A 15852-nucleotide genomic window follows, 5' to 3' on the forward strand; every position below is an offset into this window, starting at 1 on the left:
AGGGGGAGCGGGGCGTCAGCCGACCGGCGCGGCCACGCGGTCCTCGACGGCGTCCACCGGTGCGGGACGGCGGCGCTCGGGGCGGGTGCGGTAGTGCGTCAGGTACAGGGGCAGGCCGACGAACGTCAGGCCGCCGACGAGGTTGCCGAGCACCGTGGGGATCTCGTTCCAGACCAGGTAGTCCATGACCGTGAAGTCGCCGCCGAGCAGCAGGCCGGACGGGAACAGGAACATGTTGACGACGGAGTGCTCGAACCCCATGTAGAAGAACAGGAACACGGGCATCCACATGACGACGGCCTTGCTGATCGTGTCCTTCGACATGAGGAAGGCGACGACGCCGGTGGAGACCATCCAGTTGCACAGCACGCCGCGCACGAACAGCGTCAGCATGCCGGCCGCGCCGTGGTCGGCGTACCCGACGGTGCGGCCCTCGCCGATGTGCCCGATGGCCTGCCCGACCTCGTTGGGGGCCACGTCGAAGCCGTAGGTGAACGTGATCGCCATCAGCACGGCCACGGTGAACGCGCCGGCGAAGTTGCCGCAGAACACGAGGCCCCAGTTGCGCCATATGCCGGCCCAGGTGGCGCCGGGGCGCCGGGCGATGACGGCGAACGGCACCAGCGTGAAGACGCCGGTGAGCAGGTCGAAGCCCATCAGGTACAGCATGATGAAGCCGATCGGGAAGAACACGGCCCCGAGCAGCGGGTTCCCGGTGTTCGTCGAGATGGTCACCGCCATCGCGGCGGCCAGCGCGAGGATCGCGCCGCCCATGAACGAGCGGATGAGGGTGTCCCGGGTGGACATGAACAGCTTCTTCTCGCCGGTGGCGATCATCTGCGAGACGAAGTCCTGCGGCATCACGTACGACATGGCGGACCCTTCGGCGGGAGTGGCGGGCTGGCGTGCCGCCGAGTCTCGTCGTCGCAGGTTGTGGCCACGTCGCCGTGGTGTTGAGGTCGTGTTTCGGCCCGGCCCGGGACGATGAGCCCGCGGTTTCCGCGGCCTCGCACCCGGGGGCCTGGGCCTGTGAGGCCCGGCGAGGGGCCCAGTGAGAGGTCAGGCGGGGGCGTCCTCGCGGGTGGCCTCGTCCAGGTCGGCGAGCATGGCCTCGGCGTCGGCGACGACGTCGTCCAGGCCGCGGCGGACGCCGTGCAGCAGCCAGCGGGCCAGGGCGAGCTCGCCCACGAGCAGCGCGCGGTCGACGAGGCGCGCGTCGTGCAGCTCGGTGCGCCGCAGCTGGTAGGCCTCCATGATCGAGTCGACCGCGTCCGGCGGGGCGGCGACGAGCAGCCAGGCGAGGTCGTCGGCCGGGTCGGCCACGCGGGCGTCGGACCAGCCGCTGATCGCGGTGACGCGCCCGCCGGTGACGAGCATCTGGTCGGTGGCGAGGTCGCCGTGCACGACGACGGGCTGGAAGCGCCACAGGGCCACGTCCTCGAGGGCGGCCTCCCACCGGCGCAGCAGCGTGGGCGGCACCTTGCCGGTCGCGGCGGCCTCGTCGAGCTCGACCAGGCGGCGCTCGCGGTACTCGGCCGCGGTGTACGACGGCAGCCCGCACGACTCCACCACGGACGCGGGCAGCTCGTGCACCGCGGCGAGGGTGCGGCCGAGGTCGGCGGCGAGGCCGGGGCCGGGGCGCAGCGCCTCGAGGTCGAGGGCCGTGCCGGTCACGTGCCGGTGCACGACGGCGCGCCCGCCCTCGGGCAGCAGGGCGAAGCCGGCCACCTGCGGCACCGTGAAGGGCAGCACTCCCGCGTCGACGTACAGGTGGAGCGCCTCGAGCAGCTCGGTCTCGGCCTCGAGGGCGGCGCCGGCCATGGTGGTGCGCGGCGCGCGCACGAGCCAGTCGACGCCGTCGTCGGCCGTGACGACGGCGACGTCGTAGTCGCCCGGGAGCTCCTCGGGGCGGACCGAGCGGGCGTCCAGGCCCGGGACGGCGGCCGTCGCGAGGGCGGCGAGGGCGAGCGGACTGCGTGGCACCCGCCCACCGTAGACGGTGCCGGGGCCCGCCCGGGAGCACCGCGGCGCGCGTGTCCGCCGTCGTTCCGCCGGTCGTGCGGTCGGGCACGGCTCGGGCCCGCCGCCGCGGGTACGGTCGAGGCGTGACGGCCCCCTTCGCGATCCCCGACCTCTCCTACACGCACGCCACCCACGACCGCGCGGCCGAGCGTCGCGCCGAGCCGGGGCTGCTGGCCCGGCTGCTGGACGACCCCGCCACGCGGGTCGTGCTGGTGCTGCGCGGCCGCGTCGCCGTCGACGCCGCGGGCGACCTGCTCCTCGTCGACGTCGCGGCCGTCGACGGGCTCCCCGCCGAGCCCGAGCGGGTCGACCGCCCGGACGCGCACGTGCCCGGTCACCGCTGGCTGTTCCTCGGCGAGCAGGACGGCGCGGGGCTGCTGGGCCTCGTGCTGCCCGACGAGGCGGACGCCGACGCCGTGGGGATCGAGGGGGTCTCCCCGGCGGCGCCCGCGCCGCGGCTGGCGCGCGAGCACCGGTGGGCCGGGCTGCGCGAGGTGGGCGGGCGGCGCGGCGACGCGCTCGCCGCGGAGGCGGTGGCCCTGGCCGCGTGGCACGCGTCGCACGAGCGCTGCCCGCGGTGCGGCGAGCCGACCGTCGTCGAGCAGGCGGGCTGGGTGCGCCGGTGCCCGGTGCAGGACGTCGAGGTCTACCCGCGCACCGACCCGGCGGTGATCATGGCGGTCGTCGACGACGCGGACCGCCTGCTGCTGGGCCACGCCGCGCACTGGCCGGAGGGCCGGTACTCGACCCTCGCGGGCTACGTGGAGCCGGGGGAGGGCCTGGAGCAGGCGGTGCGCCGCGAGGTCGCCGAGGAGACGTCTGTCGTCGTCGGCGACGGGCCCGGCGACGTCGTGTACCGCGGCAGCCAGCCCTGGCCGTTCCCCGCGTCGCTCATGCTCGGCTTCCGGGCGCGCGCCGTGGCGACCGACGTCGAGGTGGACGGTGCGGAGGTGACCGCGGCGCGCTGGTTCACCCGGGAGGAGCTGGCCGCGGGCGTGCGCGCCGGCGAGGTGGGCCTGCCGGGGCGTCCGTCGATCGCCCGCGCCCTCGTCGAGGAGTGGTACGGGGGAGAGCTGCCCGGCTGAGCGGCCAGGGGCGGGGGCCTCAGGAGGCCAGGCGTGCCTTCACGTCCAGCAGCGACGGGTTGGTCGCGGCGGTGCCGTCGGGGAAGACGACGGTCGGGACGGTGCGGTTGCCGCCGTTGACCTGCTCCACGAACTCCGCGGTCTCCGGCTGCTCCTCGATGTCGATCACCGTGTACCCGATGCCCTCGGAGTCGAGCTGGGTGCGCAGCCGACGGCAGTACCCGCACCACGCCGTCGAGTACATCGTGACGGTGCCGGGCTCGGGGAGCGTCGGGGTGGCGGTGGTCATCGGGTCCTCCTGATCGGGGTGCCGCGGCCCGGTGCCCCGGCCTGGGGACGACGGGAGCGGCGTGTCGGCGACGGCTGCGAGAATCGCAGACGATGTCGACCACCACCAACTCCCCGAGCGCCCCGCTTCATCCCGACGCGATCCTCGACGCCCTCGATCCCGAGCAGCGGGACGTGGCGCTGGCCCTCACGGGGCCGGTGTGCGTGCTCGCGGGTGCGGGCACGGGCAAGACGCGGGCGATCACCCACCGCATCGCCTACGGCGTGCGCACCGGCACGTACAAGCCGACGTCCGTGCTCGCGGTGACGTTCACCGCCCGCGCGGCGGGGGAGATGCGCACCCGGCTGCGCGACCTGGGCGTGGTGGGCGTGCAGGCGCGCACCTTCCACGCGGCGGCGCTGCGGCAGCTCGGCTACTTCTGGCCCCGCGTGGTCGGGGGCGCACCGCCGCGGATCCTCGAGCACAAGGCCCCCGCCGTCGCCGAGGCCGCGCGCCGCGTCGGCGTCAGCGTCGACCGGGTCGCCGTGCGCGACCTGTCCTCCGAGGTCGAGTGGGCCAAGGTGTCGCTCGTCACGGCGGAGGACTACGTCAAGGCGGCGCTCGTCGACGACCGCCCCGCGCCGTCGGGCTACGACCACCAGACCGTCGCTCGCCTCATCACGGCGTACGAGGACGTCAAGACCGAGCGCGGCGTCATCGACTTCGAGGACGTCCTGCTGATGCTCGCGGACATGCTCAACTCCCACCGGCAGGTGGCCGACGAGGTCCGCTCGCAGTACCGGCACTTCGTGGTCGACGAGTACCAGGACGTCTCGCCGCTGCAGCAGTTCCTGCTCGACCAGTGGCTCGGCGACCGCAAGGAGCTGTGCGTCGTGGGCGACCCGTCGCAGACCATCTACTCCTTCACGGGCGCGACGCCGCACTACCTGCTCGACTTCACGCGGACCTACGCCGACGCCCAGGTGGTCCGGCTCGTGCGCGACTACCGCTCCACGCCGCAGGTCGTGCACCTCGCCAACCAGGTGCTGCGCCGCGGGCGGGTCCCCGGGGCGCTGGAGCTGGTGGCGCAGCGGCCGGCGGGCCCGCCCGCGAGCTTCACGGCCTACGACGACGACGACGCGGAGGCCGCGGGGATCGCGGCCCGGGCCGGCCGGCTGATCGCGTCGGGCGTGCGGCCCAGCGAGATCGCGGTGCTCTACCGCACCAACGCGCAGTCGGCGGCCTTCGAGTCGGCGCTCGCGGACGCCGGGATCAGCTACCTCGTCCGTGGGGGCGAGCGGTTCTTCCAGCGCAAGGAGGTGCGCGACGCGATCGTCCTGCTGCGCGGCGCCGCCCGGTCCGCCGACCCGGACCAGCCGATGCCGGAGCAGGTGCGCGACGTGCTCACCACCGCCGGCTGGACGGAGCAGCCGCCCGCCGCCCGGGGCGCCGCGCGCGAGCGGTGGGAGGCGATGCAGGCGCTCGTCGGGCTCGCCGACGACGTGGCGGCCGTGGCGCCCGAGGACGCGCCCGCCACGATGGCGACGCTCGTCGGCGAGCTGGAGGAACGGGCCTCGGCGCAGCACGCGCCCACCGTCGAGGGCGTCACGCTGGCGTCGCTGCACGCGGCGAAGGGTCTCGAGTGGGACGCCGTCTTCCTGGCCGGGGTGAGCGAGGGGCTCATGCCGATCTCGCTCGCGGAGACGGACGAGGCGGTCGCGGAGGAGCGCCGCCTCCTCTACGTGGGGATCACCCGGGCCCGTGAGCACCTGGAGCTGTCGTTCGCGCGGTCCCGCAACCCGGGCGGCCGCGCCACCCGCAAGCGCACCCGCTTCCTCGACGGGCTGTGGCCGGACGACCCGGCGGACCGGCGGGGCCGTGGGCGGGCGGTGCGCGGCCAGGCCCGCCAGCAGCTCACGGGGGAGCACGACGTCGCGCTGTTCGACGCGCTGCGCGAGTGGCGGCTGTCGGTGGCCCGCGAGACGGACAAGCCGGCGTTCACGGTGCTCGGCGACGCCACGCTGGCGGCGATCGCGGAGCTCAAGCCGACGTCGGTGGCCCAGCTCGCGCGTGTGAACGGCGTGGGCCCGGCGAAGATCGACCGGTACGGCGAGACGATCCTCGCCATCGTGGCGGAGCAGGCCGGCTGACGCGTACGGCATATCCCGTATTTGTGAGCAAACCTGACGAAAGGTCTTGTGGGGCGTCGCAGGGCCTGCCAGATTGTCGGGGTCCGTCCCCCCGACGAGAGGTGTCCGCCATGGTCCCCGCCCGCCGTCCCCGCCCCGCCGCCCGTCGCGCCCGCACGGCACCCGTCGCCCTGTCGGCGACCGTCACCGGCGCCGTCCTCGCCGTCCTGCTGGCGGCCTGCTCCGGCGGCGGCTCCGACCCGGGCGACGGCAACGGGCCACGCGGCGGCGGCGACCACGCCGACCACGGGAGCTCCGAGGGTGGCGGCCACGCCGCCCACGAGCTGCCCGAGGGTTTCGCCGAGGCCCTCGAGCGCGTCACGACCGACCGCGGCACCGAGATCCTCGAGGACGGTCTCATCACCCAGGCCGAGGTGCAGGACCTCCAGCAGGTCCAGGTCGACTGCCTCCTCGACGAGGGTTTCGACGCGAGCCGCGGCGACGGCGGGCTGCAGGTCCGGGAGGTCCCGGACGGGCTCGACGACGCGGGCGTGGCGGCGGCGGTGGAGGGCTGCCTGGGCGACCTGAAGATCGTCGGCCCGCTGCACGCGTCGACGTCCGCGGGAGCCTGATCGGGTGCCCGGAAAAACTCGCCGAAGAAAAAGTCGAAAAAAGATGTGGCGGCCGCGGCGAGGCCGTCTATGCTCGGAGAGTCCCAGACGGAGTGGCGTCTGCCGAGAGGCGGAGGTCCGAGAGCAGTGAGGAGGTGGGTGCACAAGATGGACACGATGACTCAGATCGTGATGGCGACCGCGTCTGCCGGCGCGCCCGGGTACACGTCTGCCCGTGGCGAGCTCGACGCCGTTCGTCCGTTCCGCGCGCGCAAGCACGGAGCAGGCAACGCCGATCTCCACATCGCACCCGACTCCGCCCCCTGGAGCCATCCGGTCTAGAACCGGATCCAGGCCGCGGAGTCCCACCGGGACCCGCGGCCTTCGTCTTTCCGCCCAGGGAAGAAGACCTCACCAGGTCGTTCGAGCCGGACCTCTGACTCCAGGGGTCCACCGCAGGTCCTGAACACCGACGTTCATATCAAGACCCAGGACCTGACGGAGGAACTCGTGCGTCTCGCACAGCTGTTGGACGAGCGGCTGCTCGACACGATCCCCCAGGGCGGATCCGGCCCCTGGACCCCGCATCAACCCCTCACGCAGAGCCCGGCCGAGGTGGCCGAGCTCGACCGCCAGTTCGCGGCGCTGCTGCCGTGCCGCACCAACGACCCGGAGCTCTGGTTCGCGGAGCACACCGCCCAGGTCGAGGAGGCCAAGGCGCTGTGCCGCGGCTGCCCGCTGCAGGCCGGGTGCCTCGCGGGCGCCCTCGAGCGGCAGGAGCCCTGGGGCGTCTGGGGTGGTGAGGTCTTCGTCGACGGCAAGGTCGTGGCCCGCAAGCGCGGTCGCGGCCGGCCCCGGAAGTCGGAGACCGTCGCAGCATGACCGCGCGGTGCGCCCGGCACGCCCGGCGCGCTGACCATGCAGGAACCATGACAGGCCTCCGGCGAGCCCCCGGAGAGCACGCCCGCACCACGTGCGGCCGGCTCTCCGTGGTCTCGCCGGGGGCCTGTCCTCATGCCGGCAGGCGGGTGCATCCGCAGCCCGGGTGCGGCGCGACGTCTCGCACGCGCGGCACCGCCTCGGGCAGCGCGACCTCCAGACGTCGCCCCACGGTCGCCGGCGTCGCGCCGTCGAGCAGCGCCAGCACCTGCCCCGCGGCGAGCGCGGCGGCGGTCGCGGCGAGCGTGGTCTCGTGGGCGACCCCGTCGGACGTCCGGTGGGCGAGGTCCGCCACGACGGAGGGCCAGCCGGGGTCCGCGTCGGCGGCGTGCCGGTCGCAGCAGCCCACGCAGGCCGAGCGGCCGGGCAGGACCATCGGGCCGACGACGACGTCGGCCTCCCGCACGACGACGGGCAGGTGCGGGACGCCGGCGCCCAGCAGCCGCTCGTAGCGTCCCGGTCGCGCGACGTGCGACTCCACGACCACGACGACGTCCGGCAGGTGCGGCTCGTCGCCCGTCGTGACCCGCAGCTCGCTGCCGACCCGGAGCCGCGGGTGCGCGGCCGCGAGGCGCGCGGCCGCGGACCGTTCCCGGGGGCGGCCGACGTCGCCGGGTCCGTGGCCGCCGAGCCCGAGGTCGCTCACCTGGACCGGGTCGCGGTCGTCGAGCACGAGGCCGCCGACGCCGGCGTCGGCGAGGAGGCCCGCCAGGGCGGTCCCGGTCCGGCCGAGGCCGTGGACGCCGACCAGGCGCTCGGCGCGTCGGGCGAGGGTGAGCGTGCCGGCGCCGTCGGGCCGCAGGGCGCCCAGCACGGTGGCGTCGGGAGTCCAGTCCGCCGCGGCGCCCGCCGCGCCGGGCTCCCCGTTCCCGCCGGTCGGGACGAGGAAGCCGCCGTCGCCCAGCGCGCGCAGGATCTGCGCGTGACGCTCGGCGCTCACGCCCCAGTGCCGGGCGCCGCGCTCGAGGGACCGGTGCCGGCGCGCCCCGGCGTCGCGCAGCCAACGTGCCTCGTGGTCGTCCAGGCCGGACAGGACGAGGCTCCAGCGCGGGTCGGTGCCGAGCTGGACCTCGCCGTCGCCGTGGTCGAGGACGGGGGTCGCCGGGCGCAGCGTGAGGAGGGGGCCCGGCGCGGCGGGCCGGCTGTCGGCGGGTGCCATGCGGTCACCCTGGCACGTGCGCCCGGGGTCGGTCGGGCGTCGTCCACAGGTCCCGCGCCGGCCTCCTCGGAGGGCCCGACGGCGCCCGGTTCGTGTGTTCTGACACACAAAGTTCACGATTCCCCGGTACCGTCGTGCCGTGGCCCACGACACGATGATGACGTCGGTGGAGGTCCGGCGCAGCCGTCGACGGACCGCCACGGTCAGCGCGTACCGCGACGGTGAGCGCACCGTCGTGGCCATTCCCGCGCGCTTCTCGCGCGCCCAGGAGCGCGAGTGGGTCGCGAAGATGCTCGCGCGGCTCGAGGACAAGGAGCGCCGCCGGCGCCCGTCCGACGCCCAGCTCGTCGAGCGGGCCAAGGAGCTCTCCGAGCGGTACCTGGACGGCCGTGCCCACCCCACGAGCGTCTCCTGGTCGCCCCACCAGGGCCGCCGCTGGGGGTCGTGCACGCTGGTCGACGGCTCGATCCGGATCTCCACGCGCGTGCAGGGGATGCCGGAGTGGGTGCTCGACTACGTGCTGCTGCACGAGCTGGCGCACCTGCTGCACGCCGGGCACGGCCCTGCCTTCTGGCAGCTCCTCGAGAGCTACCCCCGCACCGACCGCGCGCGCGGCTTCCTCGAGGGCGTGTCGTTCGTCCAGGACGACGGCGGCGCGTCGCCGGCGCTCGCCGACGACTCGCCCGCCGCCGGCTGAGCCCGGCCGGACCGCTCAGGACGACGGGCGCTCCTCGTCGTCGCTCGTGCCCGTGCCCGTGTCGTCGGACCCCGCGTCGCCGGATCCCGTCTCGTCGGTGCGCGGCCGGTCGGAGCCCGCCTGGTCCGCGGCGTCGAAGATCTGCGCCAGCGCCGCGTCGACGTCGGACTGCTCCTCCGCCTGCTCCTTGCGGCGCGTGAAGTAGCCGGCGGGGTCGTCGAGGTCGGCGGTGCCGGGCAGCAGGTCCGGGTGCTCCCAGACGGCGTCGCGGGCCTCCGGGCCGCCCTCGGCGAGGACGTGCGCGAACAGCGCGGTGGCGTCGCGCGAGCGGCGCGGGCGCAGCTCCAGGCCGACCAGGGTGGCGAAGGTGTGCTCCGCGGGCCCGCCGGCCGCGCGGCGGCGCCGGATCATCTCGCGCAGCGGGTAGGTGTGCGGCAGGTGGGGGAGGGCCGCTGTCGCCGCGACCTCCGTGACCCAGCCCTCCACGAGCGCCAGCGCGGTCTCCAGGCGCAGCAGCGTGGCCTCCTGCTCGGGCGTGTGCTGCAGGCCGAAGACGCCGCCGGTCAGCGCGCCGCGCAGCGCCTCGGGGTCGCTGGGGTCGATGTCGCGCACCTGCTGCTCGAGCACGTCCAGGTCGATGGTGATGCCGCGCGCGTACTGCTCGACCAGGCCGTGCAGGTGCGCCGCGAGCCAGGGGACGTGCGTGAACAGGCGGGCGTGCGCGGCCTCGCGCAGCGCGAGGAAGTGCCGCACCTCCTCCAGCGGGGCGTCGAGGCCGTCCGCGAACGCGGTGACGTTGGTCGGGAGCAGCACGGTGGCGGGCTCGGACAGCAGCGGGACACCGACGTCGGTGGCGCCGAAGACCTCCCGGGAGAGGGTGCCGGCGGCCTGCCCCACCTGCATGCCGAAGACGGCGGACCCGAGGCGGCGCATCATCTGCGCGGGGTCGAACCCGCCACCGAGGCCGCCGCCCAGGGCGCCGGCGGGCAGGCCCGCGAGCCCCGGCATGCCCAGCGCGTCGTCGCCGAGGTCCCCGGGGAGCTGGTCGCGCAGCACGGTGGCGAGGGCGTCGGCGACCGACGTCGCCACCGGCGCCACCAGCCGGTTCCACGCGGGGAGCGTGGCCTCGACCCACTCCGAGCGGCTCCACGCGTGCGCGCGCCCGCCGGCGGGCGGCAGGTCGGTCACGGCGTCGAGCCACAGCTCGGCGACCCCGAGCGCGTCGGTCGCGGCCTTGGCCTGGCCGCCGGTCAGCGACGGGTCCCCCTCGGCGACGGCGACCTGGCGTGCGATGTCGTGCGCGACGTCGGTGTTCACCGGGCCGTCGCCGGACGCGGACAGCATCCGCTGCACCTGGGCCAGGACGTGCTGCATCGTCGCCGGGTCGGGCGTGCCGGCGCCCGGCATGCCCGCGAGTGCGGCCGGGTCGATGCCCTGCGCGCGCATCTGGGCGAGGACCTCGTCGGTGCGGTCGCCGAAGAAGCCCTCCAGCATCGAGCGCAGCATGCGCTCGCGCTCCTCGGCACCCTCGGGGTCGTCGGGAAGGTTGCTCATGCGGAGGCTCCTCGGCTGGGCGGTGGAGGGACGCGGTCGTGGGGACGCCCGTGACGGCGGCCGTCGGTCGACGGGTTCACCGTAACCACCGACGACGTCCGGCCGGGCCGTGGGGTTCCGGCAGTTCGCTCTGGGCGCAGATCTCCCGGAGACCCTGACGAGACCCTGACCGGGCACGTCGCCCGGGCGCACGCCCAGGAACGTCGGCGATGATGTGCCGGTGACCTTCGACCGCGACATCCTCGCGCCCGACGACCCGTCGTCGCCCGACGAGGACACGCTCCCTGCCGCGCGCGCGTCGCGACGCAGCGTGACGCTCGGCGTCTCCCTGCTGGTGACCGCACTCCTCGCCGCCGTGCTCCTCGTGCTCCCCACGCCGTACGCCATCCGCGCCCCGGGGCCCACGGAGGACACGCTCGGGCTGCAGGGCGCGGACGTCCAGGGCGGCTCGGGCGAGACGTCGAGCGGCGGCGAGAGCGCCACAGCGAAGCCCGTCGTCGAGATCGAGGGCGCCGACACCTACGACGTCACGGGCGAGCTGCGCCTCACCACCGTGTCGGTCTACGGCGGGCCCGGCGGCGACGTCCTGCTGGGGGACGTGCTGTGGGGCTGGGGCTCGCGCGAGCGTTCGGTGCAGCCGGTCGAGTCGATCTTCCCCGAGCAGACCACGCGGGAGCAGCAGCAGGAGGTCGGTCAGGCGCAGATGGCGGGGTCGGAGTCGGCCGCGACCGTGGCCGCGCTGACGGAGCTGGGGTACGAGGTGCCCGCCACCCTCACGGTGGCCGGCACCGTGCCGGACTCGGGCGCCGACGGCGTCGTCGAGCCGGGGGACGTGGTGCGCAGCATCGACGGGCAGGAGATCACGACGCACCAGGACCTGCTGGCCGGCCTCGACGACGTGACCCCGGGCGACGACGTCACGCTGGGCGTCGAGCGGGACGGCGAGGCGAAGGATCTCACGGTGACGACGTCGGACGGTGACGGGCGGGCGGCGCTCGGCGTGCTCCTCGACCCGAAGTACGCGTGGCCCGTCCAGGTGACGATCCGGCCGGGGGACATCGGCGGGCCGAGCGCGGGCACCATGTTCGCGCTGGCGATCATCACGAAGATGACGCCCCAGGACGAGCTGAACGGTGCGCACGTCGCGGGCACGGGCACCATGAGCGTGGACGGTCTGGTCGGGCCGATCGGCGGCATCCAGCAGAAGCTCTTCGGGGCGGTGGAGGACGGCGCCGACTGGTTCCTCGCCCCGGCCGACAACTGCGACGAGGTCGTCGGGCACGTCCCCGAGGGCCTGCGGGTGGCCCGGGTGGCGACCCTCGACGACGCGCGGGAGGCGATCGAGGCGATCGGCGCGGGCGAGGGCGAGGACCTGCCCACCTGCTCGTGACCGGCCTGTGAAGAGCACGTCGCCCACCCGCGGGCGAAGCGTGGGAACCTGAGGGATGACAGGGACGTTCCACACCAGAACGTCCGTCCGTCCCGAGCACGAGTGAGGTGCCCGCACCGTGTCCTTCGCTGCCCCGCCCCGTCGACGACCAGGCGGCCCGCCCGCCAAGCGCCGCCGCAGTCCTCTCGCGATCACGCTGGTCGTGATCGCCGCGGTCGTCGTCGCGCTGCTCCTGCTCGCGCAGTTCTGGACCGAGATCATGTGGTTCGACGCGCTCGGCTTCGGCAACGTGATCTGGACGGAGTGGATCACCCGCGGCGTCCTGTTCGTCGTCGGCTTCCTCGTCATGGCGGCGGCCGTGTTCTCGTCGTTCGCCGTCGCGTACCGGGTGCGCCCGGTCTACGCGCCGTCGACGCCCGAGCAGGCGACCCTGGACCAGTACCGCGAGGCCATCGAGCCGCTGCGGCGCGTCGTGACCATCGCCGGGCCGGTCGTCGTCGGGTTCTTCGCCGGCGTCGCGGCGTCCGCGCAGTGGCGCAGCGTGCTCCTGGCGATCAACCCGTCGTCGTTCGGCGAGAAGGACCCGCAGTTCGGCATCGACCTCGGGTTCTACGTCTTCTCGCTGCCGGCGCTGCGGTTCGCGGTGAGCTTCCTCATGGCGGTCGTGATCATCGCGGGCATCGCCGCCCTGGTGACGCACTACCTGTACGGGGGCCTGCGCCTCGGGCCCGTGCCGGCCGGCACGCCGCGCACCACGCGTGCGTCGCGGATCCACCTCGCCGTGCTGGGCTCCGCGCTCATGCTGGTGATCGGCGCGAACTACTGGCTCGACCGGTACTCGCTGCTCACGGCGACGAACGGCGGCAGCACCGCGGCCACCTACAACGGCGCCTCCTACTCGGACGTGCACGCGGTCATCCCCTCGAAGGAGATCCTCACCGGCGTCGCGGTGCTCGTGGCGCTGCTGTTCGTCGTGGCGGCCGTCCGGGGCACGTGGCGTCTGCCGGCCATCGGCGTGGGCCTCATGGTCGTGTCGGCGATCGCGATCGGCGGCATCTACCCGGCGGTCGTGCAGCGGTTCCAGGTGAACCCGAACGCGCAGGAGCTCGAGGCCGACTACATCCAGCGCAACATCGACGCGACGCACGCGGCGTACGGGCTGGACGACATCGAGACGCAGCCGTACGACGCGACGACTCAGGCCGAGGAGGGCGCCCTGCGCGAGGACGCCGACACGACGGCGTCGGTGCGTCTGCTCGACCCGCAGATCGTCAGCCCGTCGTTCCGGCAGCTGCAGCAGAACAAGCAGTACTACAACTTCGCCGACAACCTCTCGGTGGACCGGTACGAGATCGACGGCGAGTCCCGCGACACCGTGATCGCGGTGCGCGAGCTGAACCTCGCCGGCCTGGGCGACGGCCAGCGCAACTGGGTGAACGACCACACCGTGTTCACGCACGGCTACGGCGTGGTGGCCGCGTACGGCAACCAGCCCGGCCCGGACGGGCAGCCGGCCTTCTACGAGGGCGGCATCCCCACGCAGGGCGCGCTCACCGACAAGGGGTACGAGCCTCGCATCTACTTCAGCCCGTCCACCACGGAGTACTCCATCGTGGGCGCGCCGGAGGACACGAAGCCGTGGGAGCTCGACTACCAGGCCGACGACGAGCAGGGCGGCCAGCAGGTCAACACCACGTTCCCCACGGACGAGGTGACCGCGGGCCCGTCCGTCGGGTCGTTCGGCAGCAAGCTGCTCTACGCGCTGAAGTTCGGCTCGCAGGAGATGCTGTTCTCCGACCGCGTGACCGAGGAGTCGCAGATCCTCTACGACCGTGACCCGATGACGCGCGTGCAGAAGGTCGCCCCGTGGCTGACCCTCGACCAGGGCATGTACCCGGCCGTCGTCGACGGGCGCGTCAAGTGGATCATCGACGGCTACACCACGTCGGACGCGTACCCGTACTCGACCAGCCGTCCGATGCAGGAGGCGACGGCGGACTCGCTGACCCTCGCCGCGCAGGGCGTGCCGGTGGAGATGCCGCCGGAGGTCAACTACATCCGCAACTCGGTGAAGGCGACCGTCGACGCGTACGACGGCTCGGTGGACCTGTACGCGTGGGACACGGAGGACCCCGTCCTCAAGGCCTGGTCCGACGTGTTCCCGACGTCGGTCCAGCCGATGTCGGAGATCTCGGGCGACCTGATGAGCCACATCCGCTACCCGGAGGACATGTTCAAGGTCCAGCGCACGCTGCTGACCCAGTACCACGTCGAGGACGCGGGACAGTTCTTCTCCGGCCAGGACTTCTGGGCGAACCCGGCGGACCCGGTGTCGACCGGGGGCGCGTCGGGCCCGAACGCCCCGAAGCAGCCGCCGTACTACATGTCGCTGCAGATGCCGGGACAGGAGTCGTCGGCGTTCTCGCTGACCAGCACCTTCATCCCGGGCGGTAACACGGACCGCGAGATCCTCACCGGGTACCTGGCCGCCGACGGCGACGCCGGGTCCACCGCGGGCGAGGTGGCGGAGGGCTACGGGAAGCTCCGGATGCTGGAGCTGCCTCGCGACTCCACGGTGCCCGGCCCCGGTCAGGTGCAGAACAACTTCGACTCGAACCCGACGATCTCCGAGCAGCTGAACATCCTGGAGCGGGGCTCGTCGAACGTCGTGCGAGGCAACCAGCTGACGCTGCCCGTGGGTGGTGGCCTGCTGTACGTACAGCCGGTGTACATCCAGTCCGCGGGAGGCACGGCGTACCCGCTGCTGCGTCGTGTGCTGGTCGCGTTCGGTGACCAGACCGGGTATGCGGAGACGCTCGACGAGGCCCTGGACCAGGTGTTCGGCGGCGACTCGGGCGCGACGGCCGGCGACGCCGACGGCGGGACCGAGACCGAGGTGCCCACCGCGCCGGTCGACGGCGGCGACGGGGGGACCGAGCCGTCCGCGGAGCCCAGCACGGAGCCGAGCACGGAGCCGAGCACCGAGCCGAGCACCGAGCCGAGCGGCGGCAGCACGCCGTCGGGCGACGCGCAGTCGCGCCTGAACTCCGCTCTCCAGGACGCGAACAAGGCGATGACCGACAGCGACGAGGCGCTGAAGGCCGGCGACTTCTCCGCGTACGGCGAGGCGCAGGACCGCCTGCAGAAGGCGATCGAGGACGCCCTCGCCGCCGAGCAGGAGCTCGGGTCCGCCGGCTGACCCCGGCGGGGTGGTGCGAGGCGCGGGGTCGTCGGTCTATCGGACCGGCGGCCCCGCCGTCGTTCGTGGGGAGGGGCAGCGTCGACGTCGTCGCAGGTCGGAGGCGGCCGCGGGTGTGACCTCCGTCCCATTCGCCCGATGCGATTTGATTCGTGCCCGGTGACGCCGTAATGTTCAGGGAGTCGACGCGGGGTGGAGCAGCTCGGTAGCTCGCTGGGCTCATAACCCAGAGGTCGCAGGTTCAAATCCTGCCCCCGCTACCACGGGATGTCGTCGACATCCAGAAGGCCCCGACCGGGATCCGGTCGGGGCCTTCGTCATGTCCGGCCGGTGTCGCCCGGGCTTCTCTGTCACCGTGCTCAGGAACGTGCCCCGGCGCGTTCCTCGGGATGCGACCTGGCGGCGTCGCGTCCACGGTGGAGTCACCGCGTGGAGACGACGCGCGGTGCCAGGACCGATCGACAGGTCGTGACCGGGAGGAGTCGCAGGATGCCGCGACGAGATGCGGGGCCGAGCGTCAAGGACAAGGAGCTCTACGAGGAGCTGCGCGACGAGGGCAACAGCAAGGAGAAGTCCGCGCGGATCGCGAACGCCGCCGCGGCGCGCGGCCGCAAGAAGGTCGGCGAGAAGGGCGGGAAGTCCGGCTCCTACGACGACTGGACCGTCGCCGACCTGCGCAAGCGCGCGTCCGAGATCGGCATCGAGGGCAGGTCGTCGATGCGCAAGAGCGAGTTGATCGACGCCTTGCGCTCGCACTGACGGCCGCCGCGCCCGGAGCCGCCCCGCCCGTCCGCGGACG

The 15852-nt window shown here is 73.9% G+C and carries 13 protein-coding genes and 1 tRNA gene; 9 read left to right on the forward strand and 5 right to left on the reverse strand.

Annotated elements, in window-relative coordinates:
* Positions 1-15 precede the first annotated feature (15 nt).
* Positions 16-873: a formate/nitrite transporter family protein gene (locus ACQP60_RS01465; RefSeq protein ID WP_429728053.1), complete on the reverse strand. Its 858-nt coding sequence runs from the start codon at positions 871-873 to the stop codon at positions 16-18.
* A 186-nt stretch (positions 874-1059) separates the two neighbouring features.
* Positions 1060-1983 carry a macrolide 2'-phosphotransferase gene (locus ACQP60_RS01470; protein ID WP_429728054.1) on the reverse strand — a complete coding sequence of 308 codons (924 nt, stop codon included), beginning with the start codon at positions 1981-1983 and terminating at the stop codon, positions 1060-1062.
* A gap of 122 nt (positions 1984-2105) precedes the next feature.
* Here ACQP60_RS01470 and nudC point away from each other — a divergent pair, with 122 nt between their 5' ends.
* Positions 2106-3107 (forward strand): NAD(+) diphosphatase, encoded by a 1002-nt coding sequence (gene nudC / locus ACQP60_RS01475; RefSeq protein ID WP_429728055.1) that lies wholly within the window; start codon positions 2106-2108, stop codon positions 3105-3107.
* Positions 3108-3126: 19 nt separating this feature from the next.
* On the opposite strand, the gene ACQP60_RS01480 is transcribed toward nudC, so the two are convergent.
* A complete protein-coding gene (locus tag ACQP60_RS01480) occupies positions 3127-3396 on the reverse strand; it encodes a mycoredoxin (RefSeq protein ID WP_429728056.1) in 270 nt (89 codons plus the stop codon).
* A 92-nt stretch (positions 3397-3488) separates the two neighbouring features.
* Here ACQP60_RS01480 and ACQP60_RS01485 point away from each other — a divergent pair, with 92 nt between their 5' ends.
* The 3 genes from ACQP60_RS01485 (at position 3489) to ACQP60_RS01495 (ending at position 6997) form a co-directional block, all read left to right on the forward strand.
* Entirely contained in the window at positions 3489-5525 is a 2037-nt protein-coding gene (locus ACQP60_RS01485; protein ID WP_429728057.1) for an ATP-dependent DNA helicase UvrD2, read from the forward strand.
* Positions 5526-5635: 110 nt separating this feature from the next.
* The gene (locus tag ACQP60_RS01490) at positions 5636-6136 is read left to right on the forward strand and encodes a hypothetical protein (protein ID WP_429728058.1); all 501 of its coding nucleotides are present in this window, start codon (positions 5636-5638) and stop codon (positions 6134-6136) included.
* Between the two features lie 489 nt (positions 6137-6625).
* Positions 6626-6997, forward strand: coding sequence for a WhiB family transcriptional regulator (locus ACQP60_RS01495; protein WP_429728059.1), 372 nt, complete (start codon positions 6626-6628; stop codon positions 6995-6997).
* Positions 6998-7127: 130 nt separating this feature from the next.
* Here the strand turns inward: ACQP60_RS01495 and ACQP60_RS01500 are convergent, their stop codons facing one another.
* On the reverse strand, positions 7128-8213 hold the full coding sequence (locus ACQP60_RS01500; RefSeq protein ID WP_429728060.1) for a ThiF family adenylyltransferase: 1086 nt from the start codon (positions 8211-8213) through the stop codon (positions 7128-7130).
* 154 nt (positions 8214-8367) lie between these two features.
* On the opposite strand from ACQP60_RS01500, the gene ACQP60_RS01505 reads away from it, so the two are divergent.
* Positions 8368-8910, forward strand: coding sequence for a M48 metallopeptidase family protein (locus ACQP60_RS01505; RefSeq protein ID WP_429728769.1), 543 nt, complete (start codon positions 8368-8370; stop codon positions 8908-8910).
* Between the two features lie 15 nt (positions 8911-8925).
* On the opposite strand, the gene ACQP60_RS01510 is transcribed toward ACQP60_RS01505, so the two are convergent.
* Positions 8926-10464: a zinc-dependent metalloprotease gene (locus ACQP60_RS01510; RefSeq protein WP_429728061.1), complete on the reverse strand. Its 1539-nt coding sequence runs from the start codon at positions 10462-10464 to the stop codon at positions 8926-8928.
* Between the two features lie 220 nt (positions 10465-10684).
* Between ACQP60_RS01510 and ACQP60_RS01515 the strand changes: the two genes are divergently transcribed.
* The 4 genes from ACQP60_RS01515 (at position 10685) to ACQP60_RS01530 (ending at position 15812) form a co-directional block, all read left to right on the forward strand.
* Positions 10685-11854 carry a YlbL family protein gene (locus tag ACQP60_RS01515; protein ID WP_429728062.1) on the forward strand — a complete coding sequence of 390 codons (1170 nt, stop codon included), beginning with the start codon at positions 10685-10687 and terminating at the stop codon, positions 11852-11854.
* A gap of 118 nt (positions 11855-11972) precedes the next feature.
* Complete coding sequence (locus tag ACQP60_RS01520; protein ID WP_429728063.1) at positions 11973-15053, forward strand: UPF0182 family membrane protein; 3081 nt, start codon at positions 11973-11975, stop codon at positions 15051-15053.
* 186 nt (positions 15054-15239) lie between these two features.
* A tRNA-Met gene (locus ACQP60_RS01525) sits at positions 15240-15316 on the forward strand.
* A 226-nt stretch (positions 15317-15542) separates the two neighbouring features.
* Positions 15543-15812, forward strand: coding sequence for a DUF7218 family protein (locus ACQP60_RS01530; RefSeq protein ID WP_429728064.1), 270 nt, complete (start codon positions 15543-15545; stop codon positions 15810-15812).
* The last annotated feature ends 40 nt before the right edge of the window (positions 15813-15852 follow it).

It is taken from the genome of Isoptericola variabilis (assembly GCF_050311655.1).
GTDB classification, from domain to species: domain Bacteria; phylum Actinomycetota; class Actinomycetes; order Actinomycetales; family Cellulomonadaceae; genus Isoptericola; species Isoptericola variabilis.

Coding starts and splice junctions, on each gene's coding strand:
- ACQP60_RS01485 (WP_429728057.1), top strand. CDS start 3,489: ATGTCGACCACCACCAACTCCCCGAGCGCCCCGCTTCATCCCGACGCG.
- ACQP60_RS01490 (WP_429728058.1), top strand. CDS start 5,636: ATGGTCCCCGCCCGCCGTCCCCGCCCCGCCGCCCGTCGCGCCCGCACG.
- ACQP60_RS01480 (WP_429728056.1), bottom strand. CDS start 3,396: ATGACCACCGCCACCCCGACGCTCCCCGAGCCCGGCACCGTCACGATG.
- ACQP60_RS01505 (WP_429728769.1), top strand. CDS start 8,368: ATGATGACGTCGGTGGAGGTCCGGCGCAGCCGTCGACGGACCGCCACG.
- ACQP60_RS01500 (WP_429728060.1), bottom strand. CDS start 8,213: ATGGCACCCGCCGACAGCCGGCCCGCCGCGCCGGGCCCCCTCCTCACG.
- ACQP60_RS01530 (WP_429728064.1), top strand. CDS start 15,543: ATGCCGCGACGAGATGCGGGGCCGAGCGTCAAGGACAAGGAGCTCTAC.
- ACQP60_RS01465 (WP_429728053.1), bottom strand. CDS start 873: ATGTCGTACGTGATGCCGCAGGACTTCGTCTCGCAGATGATCGCCACC.
- ACQP60_RS01510 (WP_429728061.1), bottom strand. CDS start 10,464: ATGAGCAACCTTCCCGACGACCCCGAGGGTGCCGAGGAGCGCGAGCGC.